Below are 10,448 nucleotides of genomic sequence, written 5' to 3' on the forward strand. Positions count from 1 at the left end.
ACCATCGGTTTTTCCGGATCGAACGGAATGCCGTTCTTGTTGCAGGTGATATTGGCGTTCTCCAGCGCCCGTTCCGCGAAATTGCCGGTGAGTTTCTTCGGCCGGAGATCGACGAGCATGACATGCGTATCGGTGCCGCCGGAGACAATATCCAGCCCATGACCGACGAGCGTGCTGGCCAGCACTTCCGCATTCTTGACGACCTGCGCCGCGTAAGTCTTGAACGCCGGGGTGAGCGCTTCGCCAAAGGCAACCGCCTTCGCCGCGATCACATGCATCAGCGGGCCGCCCTGCATCCCCGGGAAAATCGCCGAGTTCACTTTCTTGGCGATGGCCTCGTCATTGGTGAGGATCATGCCGCCGCGCGGGCCGCGCAATGTCTTGTGCGTTGTGGTCGTCGCGATATGCGCATGGGGGAACGGGCTCGGATGCACGCCCGCCGCGACGAGACCGGCGAAATGCGCCATATCGACCATCAGATAGGCGCCGACTTCATCGGCAATCTGGCGGAAGGTGGCAAAATCGATATGCCGCGGATAGGCGGAGCCGCCGGCGATGATCATCTTCGGCTGATGCTCCTTGGCGAGCCTGCGGACTTCATCAAAGTCAATCTGGTGGGTGTCCCGATCAACGCCATAATGAACGGCATCGAACCATTTACCGGACTGGTTCGGCGCGGCGCCATGGGTGAGATGGCCGCCAGCGGCAAGCGACAGGCCGAGAATGGTGTCGCCGGGCTTGATCAGCGCCATGAAGGCGCCCTGGTTCGCCTGGGAGCCGGAGTTGGGCTGGACATTCGCAAAGCCGCAGCCAAAGAGTTCCTTCGCGCGGTCAATCGCCAGTTCCTCGACAATATCCACATATTCGCATCCGCCATAATAGCGGCGACCGGGATACCCTTCCGCATATTTGTTGGTGAGCACGGAGCCCTGCGCCGCCATAACGGCCGGGCTGACGATATTTTCGGAGGCGATCAGCTCGATCTGGTCCCGCTGCCGGCCAAGCTCCAGCCCGATCGCACGAAAGACATCAGGATCATTCCGTTCGAGGTCGGCTTTGAAAAAATTAACCAGCTCGGCACTTTGCATCGTCATATGTTGAACTCCTTATCAAACCGGCCCGGTCCGCCCCGGAGGGGCCGTTCAAGACAGATAAACACCCCTCCGCCTGTATCTCGCGAGCGCCACCCGACGGGCCCGCAATTATCCTCTACGGCCTACTCATGACCGGCGGAAAGGTTGCTAAATATGCGTATCCCGCGCGCGCGCAAAGACTGCGCCGGATGGATAGCACAGGTGGCAAGGAGTTCATAGAAAAACTCTGCCGTGAATGCTCTTTTTTTCACGGGCAAATATCCTCGGCGCCGGCCAAGAACAGGTTACTGAATTTGATGTGATCAATTCATTATTACGAATAATTAAAAGTACTTGATATCATAGATATCTAATTATATGGTCTGTATATGATATCTATGGCTTATTTATAAAGTATAGAAATCTGAATATTAAGGTAAATTTTCAACCTAGGGTTCCGGATCGTTCGAAATATATCCGGCGCTAGCATATATATAAGATAATATTAGAAAATTGACGTATTTAGGATTTTTTTAAATTCGATTTTTATAATTTCGAATATTCGAAAAGAGTCGCAGGCTTAAAGTTCAGGAAATAAGTAATGATTCGACAAGTTTTAAGACAGATGATCGAGTAAATTAGAGTCTTCTGGTACTTATTCGCAGTTTTTTCTGTTAATCGTCGCAGCATGTATTGACATTTATATGAAATTCGTAACAAGTAGAAAAATAAACAGTCCCCTTTAGCGAACGAAATAAAAAGCAAATGACACAATCTTTTTCGAAAGAGGGTAACCCTCCGTCTCAATCTGAGCGTGAAGAATTACTCCGCATGACGGCAGATATCACCGCCGCCTATGTTAGCAATAACCAGATTGAAAATTCCGAGTTGGTTGACGTAATTAAAACTGTCTACAGCTCTCTGGCGTCGCTCGACGCGGAAGCAGAATCAGAACAGGCGGAATTAAAGCCTGCGGTTCCCATCAAGCGCTCTATCCAGAACGACTATTTGATCTGTCTGGAGGATGGCAAACAGCTGAAAATGCTGAAGCGTTATCTGCGGTCCAATTATGACATGACGCCGGAAGAATATCGCGCGAAATGGAACCTCCCGCCGGATTATCCCATGGTGGCCCCCGCCTATGCAAAACGCCGTTCGCAATTCGCGAAGGAATTCGGGCTCGGCCGCAAGAAGAAATCCGCCTAAGCCCAAGCGCAGGGCCAGTTTGCAATCATTTGGCGTTCCAAAACCGGTCGGGTTTGGGCGGCCGCGTCATAATGCCGCTTTGATTGCCCTTGCACGGGAGCGCTAAACTTGTGTAATTGAGACAAGCGTTTGAAGTTCATATCTCTGGACTTTGAACGCAGAGGTTGATTATCGGCCCGTTTTCTAATTTCTCAATGAAAGGCATGTTCCGGACATGTCTATACATATGAAATCACGTTTTATACTTAGCCCCAGCTTATTGCTTTGGGGCGTTTCGGTGTTTTTGCTGGCGACGGCGAATATTTCTTTCTTTAAACAGACGATCGCCGTTTATGACGTTGATCAGTTTCTCCCCTTCCTGATTTCGCAGGCGATTGTGCTGCTCTCGGCGATCATGCTGTTTGCCACGATCTTCAGCTTCTTTCTGCCGGTCCGGCTAGTGGCCGCGTTATTCCTGATAACCGGCGCCGTTGTCGGGTATTTCAGTGATAATCTCGGCATCGCGATCGATAAGGAAATGATCCGGAATATCCTCTCAACGGACGCGGGCGAGGCCGGGGACTTGCTGAACTGGAGCTTGGCCCTCCGCGTTGGGTTGCTTGGCGTTCTTCCTGCTCTTCTCCTGTTCCTGATCCCCCTCAAACCCGTCCCTCTGCTCGCGCGGGAGAGGCGCCTTGCCGGCGCGGCGATAGCGGCGCTGTTGCTTGCGGTTATTTCCATGGCGCCCTTCGGCACCTCATACGCCAGCCTTTTCCGCGAGCATAAACCGCTCCGCTATTTCACCAATCCAACCCATCCCATCTATTCCGCGATCAAGCTGGCCATCGATTCCGGTGCCGGGGCTGTTGATACGACTTTCAGGACAAGGGTGGCATCGGCGAACGTCCCGCCCGAGGATGCCGAACATGAGCTGGTGATCGTCGTGGTTGGCGAGACCGCCCGCGCCGATCATTTTGGGCTGAACGGATATGCGCGGCAAACAACCCCGAAGCTTGCCCAGCGAAAAGAGATTATCTCTTTCAGCGATATGCGGTCCTGCGGCACCTCGACGGCGGTGTCCCTGCCCTGCATGTTCTCTCTCGATAACCGTTCGGATTTTGCCATCGACCAGGCGGATTTCACGGAGAATACCCTTGATGTTCTGGTCAAGGCCGGCGTGTCCGTCCTCTGGCGGGATAACAACACGGGCTCGCAAGGGGTGGCGAACCGGGTCCGCTATGAATACTTCCAGGACCCGGACAAAAACCGCCGCTGCGATGAGGAGGGATGCCGCGATATCGGGATGCTGGACGGGCTGGAAGACTATGTCGCCCAGCAGGACGGCGATATCCTGATCGTCCTGCATCAGATGGGAAGTCATGGCCCCGCCTATTTCAAGCGCTACCCCGATGACCATGCGGCCTTTACGCCGGATTGCCAGTCGAAGGAACTCGGAACCTGCTCCGAGGCCGAAATCATCAATGCCTATGACAATAGCATTTTATATACCGACAGCTTCCTGGATGCGGCCATCACCTTTCTTGAAGGCAAGCAGGGGCGCTATGAAACGTCGCTGATCTATTTGAGCGACCATGGCGAATCCCTGGGTGAGATGGGGGTTTATCTGCATGGAATGCCCTATCTTGTCGCGCCGACCGCGCAGACCCATGTGCCCTTTATCATCTGGGCCGGGGAAACATCGGATATCGACCGGGAGCGGCTTCGGGCGCGGCTTGACGAGCCGATGACCCATGATGATTTCAGCAAGCTGCTGCTGGAGGCTTTTGAGATTATCGTCGACGACCAACAGATTGCCAGCGACATGCAATTACTACCAATGAAACCGGAAGACCGCCCACATTAAGAGGGAAGAGAGACTAGACAACAATCCCCGGCTTCTTTGGCACAGCCGGCGCGGAGTTGTTTTCCGGGGCGGGTCGCCCGTTTTTCTTGTTCATCACATAATGCAGCTTCGCAAGCGCCGTGCGCTTGAGTTCCTCCTGACCGACAGAACTCGGCCCGACGATGGAAACCTCCATCATCGTCACCGGATCGATCGCCGAGACCTTGACCGAAGATCCGTGCTGCTGGAACTCGACGATATATTCGCCTTTTGCATTGTCAGGTGACATAGCCGTTTGCCTGAAGTTTTCAAAACCACTGCTTTAAGCATATCATATATTGTTTTAAAGACTATGAAGCATATTGATGTTGCGGCACAGAACCGCTAAACAATCGGTCATATACCGCCTCCCCGGCCAAAGAATGTAAATACATAATCGGAGATACCTCTATGAGCAGCGCCTCGTCCAAACCCGTCTTTGACCCCGTCGATCCTTTCTTGCTGGATGACCAGCTGACCGAAGAAGAACGGCTGGTCCGCGATACGGCCCGCGATTACTGTCAGGACAAGCTGATGAGCCGGGTGCTGGAAGCGAACCGCCACGAAACCTTTGACCGGGCGATCTTCACCGAGATGGGCGAGCTGGGCTTGCTCGGCTCCACGATTGAGGGCTATGGCTGCGCCGGGCTCGGTTACGTTTCCTACGGCCTTGTCGCGCGCGAGGTGGAGCGGGTCGATAGCGGCTATCGCTCGATGATGAGTGTGCAGTCCAGCCTTGTCATGCATCCGATCAATACCTACGGCACCGAAGAGCAGAAACAGAAATACCTGCCGAAACTCGCGACCGGCGAATGGATCGGCTGCTTCGGCCTGACCGAACCCGATCATGGCTCCGATCCCGGCTCCATGGTGACGCGGGCAAAAACCGTCGATGGCGGGTACAGCCTGAACGGCGCAAAAATGTGGATCACCAACTCCCCCGTCGCCGATGTTTTCGTCGTCTGGGCGAAAACCGATGACGGCGTCATCCGTGGTTTCATCCTCGAAAAAGGCATGGAAGGCCTCTCCGCGCCGAAGATCGAGGGGAAATTCTCCCTTCGTGCCTCCATCACCGGGGAGATTGTCATGGACAATGTCTTCGTGCCGGAAGAAAACATGATGCCGGGCGTTCAGGGCCTCGGCGGTCCGTTCGGCTGCCTTAACAGCGCCCGTTTCGGCATCGCCTGGGGCGCACTTGGCGCGGCGGAATTCTGCTGGCAGGCCGCGCTTGGCTACACGATGGAGCGCAAGCAGTTCGGCCGCCCCCTCGCCGCCAACCAGTTGATCCAGAAAAAGCTCGCCGATATGCAGACGGAAATCTCCCTCGGCCTGCAAAGCTGCCTCCGCGTTGGGCGCCTCCGCGATGAAAACCGCGCCGCGCCGGAAATGATCTCGCTGATCAAGCGCAATAGCTGCGGCAAGGCCCTCGATATCGCGCGGCAGGCCCGTGACATGCATGGCGGCAACGGCATTTCCGATGAATATCACGTCATCCGCCATGTCATGAACCTGGAGGCCGTCAATACCTACGAAGGCACCCATGACGTTCATGCGTTGATTCTGGGTCGGGCGCAGACGGGCATTCAGTCCTTTACCGGCGCGTGAAATAACGCCACAATCAGCCCCATAAACCAATAAAACAGCATCAAGCTGCGGGAGGGAAAAAATGAAAATAGCGGGCAAGAATATCGTCATCACCGGCGGGGCAAGCGGCATCGGCAAGGCGCTGGCGGAGCGCTTCCATGCGGAAGGCGCGAAGGGCATTACCGTCGCCGATATGCAGGAAGGGCCGCTTCAGGAAGTGGCGAAATCCGTCAATGGTCTCGCGGTTCCCTGCAATGTGGGCAAGGAATCGGATATTAAGAATCTGGTGGCGAAGGCGGAGGAGGCCTTTGGCCCCATCGATATCTTTGTGTCAAATGCCGGGCTCGCCCGCTATGGCTGGGAAGAAACGTCGGACGAAAACTGGCAGCTCAACTGGGATGTCCATGTGATGGCCCATGTCTATGCGGCCCGCGCGGTGATCGACAAGATGATCGCAAACGGCGGCGGCTATCTGGTCAACACCGCCTCCGCCGCCGGACTCTTGAGCCAGGTCGACAGCGCGACCTACGCCACCACGAAACACGCGGCCATTGCCTTCGCGGAGACCATGTCGATCCGTTATGGCGACAAGGGGGTGCGGGTTTCCGTTCTCTGCCCGCAGCAGGTCCGCACCGCGATGACGGAAAACCGTCTCGACGGGGTTGCCTCCGTCGATGGCACGATGGAGCCTGAAGAGCTCGCCGATTGCGTGGTCGAGACCATGGACAAGGAAGAATTCCTCATCCTCCCGCATAAACAGGTCCGTGAATATATGCTGCGCAAAGCGACCGACTATGACCGCTGGCTGAAAGGCATGCGCAAGCTCCGCGACGCCTATGTAAAGTAAGCGCGCCCCGCGCTATTGATCGGCGGCCAGCGCCTTCGTGAAGAAGCTGGTCGCCATTTTCATATCGCCATAACGGCCGAGGTTGTTATGCCCCGCGCCCTCAATCCGGATAAAGGCGGTGCCGGTGGGCGCGAGGGCGGCGAGCGTCTCCCCCTCCTCAAACGGGATCACCTTGTCCGCCGTGCCGTGGATGATCAGGATCGGCGCCGTCACCTCGCCGATCACGTCATCATTATGGAACGGATATTTCATCATGAAATCGAGCGGCGCCCAGCCCATGCGATAGCGCGCAATCGCGAGCAATGAGGTAAAGGGAGCCTCCAGCACCACCGCGAAGGGCGCCCGCGCCGCCGCGACGGGGATCGCCACCCCGGTGCCGAGCGAATGGGCGAGGATGCCGATGGGCTGATCGCTTTGCGCGGCCAGAAAATCATACGCGGCAAGCCCGTCGAGTATCACCCCGTCTTGCGTCGGCTCGCCCGTGCTGCCGCCATAGCCGCGATACTCCACAAGCAACACGCCGAAGCCGGCTTTGCTGAGCGCCTCCCCGCGCGGGATCTGGTTGGCTGCTGTCTCCGCATTGCCATGAAAGACAAGGATGCTGGCCTGCATCTCGCCCGGCGGAGAATAAAAGGCGCGCAACCGCTCCCCGTCCGGCGTGGTGATCACGACCGGCGCAAACCCGCCCACCGCCTCGGCCGGATTTTCCGCCTCCGGCACCGGAAACACCACCAGCCCTTGAAAGAAATACATCACGGCAGAGGGGATCACGACAAAGATCATCAAAAGGGCGAAGAGCCAGAGGGATATTTTACGGGGAAGGGTCATGGGGGTTTCATAACTGAAAAATTAGGATTAGGGCAGATGAAATAGAAACTGAAAGGAGCCTTTATTTGTCAATATTGATGGATTCTCTTTTTCTGCGCTACCCTGCCTGACGAATCCAGTCACCTATATTACCGCCAATGCGTTCTATGTCTTGACGCGCTAAAACTCCGCCATGCATGACAATATTACGAGATCGTTCTAAAACGCTAAGTACAGATTTTGACCATTCAAGATCACTTAGGACAGCCTCAAATACATCCCAATTAGTTACAATTATCGACGAAAGGTCACCAAAATCGCAAAACTCAATCTCCGATCCGCCTCGGGCACCGTGCCACTTAAATTTTGAATCGTCTTCAATGCGGCTCGCAACCTTTTTTCGTATTCTCTCGGGAACATGGTCCCACCACCCCTCTTTAAACTTTTCTGTTAGACCATTCTTTACAAAAACCCTAACCATATTCTCAAAGGTATGGATGGCAATATAGATTATCGACATCCGCTCAGCCTCAATCATCAAATCGCTGTCTAGCAAATCAAAAGATAAATTATTCTCAATTTCCTCAACTTGTTCCTTACCAAAGTTATTCTTTTTACGTCGACCAACTTTGTCGAGGCTTTCATCCGCAAGAATACCTTTGTAAACAAATGTATATATATGATCCATAAAATTAGCCCAAATGATCACGAAGAGACTTAAATATCGCATCGTATACAGCTTGATCTTTTGCCTCCGGTAAAACTATATTTATGTGATATTGGAGAGAATCTAAATTAACACTTTTGCTTTTTTTGTCTTTAGCTCTTTGAATGTCATCTTTTTGATCCGGCTTTTCTTCAATTTTATCTTTCTTTACAGGCTCGTCATTTTTCGTGCTTGGACCGGTGAAATCAGCATAATCACATAATGCGACAAAAGTCGTCGCTATGCGGCCAATCAACCCATCTTTCTTCGAGCCAGCGTATAAAGTTCTCAGCTTATTCTTCACCTCATCAGCACTGAGCTTATAAGCTTCCTTGTTAACGGCAAACAAATCCGAATATGCTTCTCTTATGCCACTAGCAAGAATTCGAGGAGACTGAGATCTATCAAGAAATTCAAAGTATCTTGGTGTAGGCACCCCATCAGTATCAATAAATCCTAATTCTTTAAGAATACCAATAAACAGCCTGTCATTCGTGCTCTTAAAATCTAAACCAACTAAGAACTTGTGAGAAAATCTCTCCGGCGCTTCAGCGTTAAGAATAGCTTCGAAATAGTCGGGTATAGCTCCAGCTTTTACAGTATAGGTATCTGGCAAAGACATTTTTTGTCTCCCTGCGTGATCAATAGTTGGATTTACCGTTCTTTAGAGACAGTAAGCATTATTCATATATTACACATTGATAATTCTGGCCACAACTTATGCTAATACGCCAACATCATTCTAAGCAACTTGAATGAAGCGTTTTCCACAACAGAGATACATTCTACGAAAAATTCAAAGAGTATTATTTATACAATTAGATATTGTATCCCTTCTCCCACTACCTCCCCTTAAACACCGGGTCGCGTTTCTCTAAAAACGCCTGTATCCCCTCGACATAGTCTTCGGAGGCGTTGGTGAGGGCGTATTGGTCGATGTCCATATAGCTGACGGCGTGGTTGAGCGCGCCGGCCGCGACGCTGGCGCCCTGCTTGATCATGCGGACGGGGAGCGGCGGACGGGCGGCGATTTTCTCGGCGAACTGATATGCGAGCGCGTAGGCGCCGCCGTCCTCTGCCAGTTCCTCGACCAGGCCCCATTTCACGGCCTCCTCCGCGCCGATGATGTCGGCGATGATGCAGAGCTGCTTGGTGCGCGCCGGGCCCATCAGGTTGACCATGCGCGGCACGGACTGCCAGCTCATATTCATGCCGTTCTTGATTTCGGGGACGTAGAATTTCGCGGATTTCCCGGCGATGCGCATATCGCAGGCCACGCTGAGCGCCACCCCGCCGCCGATGCAGTACCCCTCGACCGCGACAATCGTCATCGGTGCCAGTTCCTCCCACGCCTTGCACATGCGCGGACCAACGGCGAGCATTTCCTTCTTGTCCATGAGGCCGGCCGCCATCCGCTCCTTCAGTGCGGCGTCCTTCAGATCGAAGCCGACGGTGAAGTTTTTCGCATTGCCGGTGAGAATGATGGCGTTGGTCTCCGTGTCCCCCTCGAAGTCGCGGGCGACGGCGAGCAGTTCCTGCATCAGCTCGACCGACATGGCGTTCACGTCAGTGCCGCGATCGAAACGCACGGTGGCGATGCGCCCCTCCCGTGTGACGGTTACATACTTGTAGCTCATGCTATTCCCCCTTATTGTTTTTATTGATTTCGACCGCAGAAAAGGACCCGTAAATGCCCGCATATATGATCGCCCGGATCGATGTCACCGACCCGGAGCAGTATGAAGTCTATAAATCCCTCGCGCCGATCGCCATCAAAAAATACGGCGGGCGCTATTTAACGCGCGGCGGGCCGATGGAAACCCTTGAGGGACCGGCGGAAACCCGGCGGGTTGTGATCGTTGAATATCCGGATATGGCGGCGGCGAAGGCCTTCTATGACAGCCCGGAATACAGAAAAGCGCGCGACGCCCGGAAAGACGCCGCCGAGGGGCAGTTCGTGCTTCTGGAAGGGCTCGATACCCCGCTCTGGTAGGGCGCTAGAACAGCTCTCCACCGGGCAGCGGTTCGAAATAGGCCGCGATGTCGGCGGCACTCACCTCATCGAGGCGGGCCGGGTTCCATTGGGGCGACTGGTCCTTGTCGATAACGGCGGCGCGGGTGCCTTCGTAGAAATCGACGCCCTTGATCACGCGGCCCACCATGCGGAATTCCAGACGCATGCAGTCATCGAAATCGAGGGTTTTACCGCGTCGAAGCTGCTCAAAGGTGAGCTTCATGCTGGTCGGCGACTTGGTGAGCAGGCTTTCCGCCGTCTTCGCCGCAAACGCGTCGCCGTCGGATTGCAGGCTCTCGACAATCGCCACGACAGACTCTTTCGCGAAATGGCGGTTGATCGCGGGGAGC

The 10,448-nt window shown here is 54.3% G+C and carries 13 protein-coding genes; 5 read left to right on the forward strand and 8 right to left on the reverse strand.

Going from position 1 to position 10,448, the window contains the following annotated elements; all coding sequences use genetic code 11:
* Positions 1 to 1,088: serine hydroxymethyltransferase (gene glyA, locus P1U71_RS04375; RefSeq protein ID WP_301104377.1), on the reverse strand; the 1,088-nt coding region annotated here is incomplete at its 3' end.
* A gap of 128 nt (positions 1,089 to 1,216) precedes the next feature.
* Positions 1,217 to 1,345 carry a hypothetical protein gene (locus tag P1U71_RS04380; protein WP_301104332.1) on the reverse strand — a complete coding sequence of 43 codons (129 nt, stop codon included), beginning with the start codon at positions 1,343 to 1,345 and terminating at the stop codon, positions 1,217 to 1,219.
* A gap of 559 nt (positions 1,346 to 1,904) precedes the next feature.
* Here P1U71_RS04380 and P1U71_RS04385 point away from each other — a divergent pair.
* Positions 1,905 to 2,279, forward strand: coding sequence for a MucR family transcriptional regulator (locus P1U71_RS04385; protein WP_301104333.1), 375 nt, complete (start codon positions 1,905 to 1,907; stop codon positions 2,277 to 2,279).
* Between the two features lie 226 nt (positions 2,280 to 2,505).
* Positions 2,506 to 4,122: a phosphoethanolamine transferase gene (locus P1U71_RS04390; protein ID WP_301104334.1), complete on the forward strand. Its 1,617-nt coding sequence runs from the start codon at positions 2,506 to 2,508 to the stop codon at positions 4,120 to 4,122.
* Positions 4,123 to 4,135: 13 nt separating this feature from the next.
* Here P1U71_RS04390 and P1U71_RS04395 read toward each other — a convergent pair whose 3' ends face one another.
* The gene (locus P1U71_RS04395) at positions 4,136 to 4,390 is read right to left on the reverse strand and encodes a hypothetical protein (protein ID WP_301104335.1); all 255 of its coding nucleotides are present in this window, start codon (positions 4,388 to 4,390) and stop codon (positions 4,136 to 4,138) included.
* Positions 4,391 to 4,551: 161 nt separating this feature from the next.
* Here P1U71_RS04395 and P1U71_RS04400 point away from each other — a divergent pair, with 161 nt between their 5' ends.
* Both P1U71_RS04400 and P1U71_RS04405 read left to right on the forward strand, forming a co-directional pair.
* Entirely contained in the window at positions 4,552 to 5,745 is a 1,194-nt protein-coding gene (locus tag P1U71_RS04400) for an acyl-CoA dehydrogenase (RefSeq protein WP_301104336.1), read from the forward strand.
* A 61-nt stretch (positions 5,746 to 5,806) separates the two neighbouring features.
* The gene (locus P1U71_RS04405; protein ID WP_301104337.1) at positions 5,807 to 6,571 is read left to right on the forward strand and encodes an SDR family oxidoreductase; all 765 of its coding nucleotides are present in this window, start codon (positions 5,807 to 5,809) and stop codon (positions 6,569 to 6,571) included.
* 12 nt (positions 6,572 to 6,583) lie between these two features.
* On the opposite strand, the gene P1U71_RS04410 is transcribed toward P1U71_RS04405, so the two are convergent.
* From P1U71_RS04410 to P1U71_RS04425, 4 genes are all read right to left on the reverse strand, one after another.
* Positions 6,584 to 7,399, reverse strand: a complete 816-nt coding sequence (locus P1U71_RS04410) for an alpha/beta fold hydrolase (RefSeq protein ID WP_301104338.1) — start codon at positions 7,397 to 7,399, stop codon at positions 6,584 to 6,586.
* Between the two features lie 97 nt (positions 7,400 to 7,496).
* Positions 7,497 to 8,066, reverse strand: a complete 570-nt coding sequence (locus P1U71_RS04415; protein ID WP_301104339.1) for a Swt1 family HEPN domain-containing protein — start codon at positions 8,064 to 8,066, stop codon at positions 7,497 to 7,499.
* 4 nt (positions 8,067 to 8,070) lie between these two features.
* Positions 8,071 to 8,706 carry a DUF5343 domain-containing protein gene (locus P1U71_RS04420; RefSeq protein ID WP_301104340.1) on the reverse strand — a complete coding sequence of 212 codons (636 nt, stop codon included), beginning with the start codon at positions 8,704 to 8,706 and terminating at the stop codon, positions 8,071 to 8,073.
* A 220-nt stretch (positions 8,707 to 8,926) separates the two neighbouring features.
* Positions 8,927 to 9,721: an enoyl-CoA hydratase/isomerase family protein gene (locus tag P1U71_RS04425; RefSeq protein WP_301104341.1), complete on the reverse strand. Its 795-nt coding sequence runs from the start codon at positions 9,719 to 9,721 to the stop codon at positions 8,927 to 8,929.
* A gap of 53 nt (positions 9,722 to 9,774) precedes the next feature.
* On the opposite strand from P1U71_RS04425, the gene P1U71_RS04430 reads away from it, so the two are divergent.
* Positions 9,775 to 10,077 carry a DUF1330 domain-containing protein gene (locus P1U71_RS04430; protein WP_301104342.1) on the forward strand — a complete coding sequence of 101 codons (303 nt, stop codon included), beginning with the start codon at positions 9,775 to 9,777 and terminating at the stop codon, positions 10,075 to 10,077.
* A 4-nt stretch (positions 10,078 to 10,081) separates the two neighbouring features.
* Here the strand turns inward: P1U71_RS04430 and P1U71_RS04435 are convergent.
* Positions 10,082 to 10,448, reverse strand: a 367-nt coding sequence (locus P1U71_RS04435; RefSeq protein ID WP_301104343.1) for an enoyl-CoA hydratase/isomerase family protein, incomplete at its 5' end; no start/stop codon positions are given.

The sequence above is a fragment of the Sneathiella sp. genome (assembly GCF_029233945.1).
Lineage (GTDB): Bacteria > Pseudomonadota > Alphaproteobacteria > Sneathiellales > Sneathiellaceae > Sneathiella.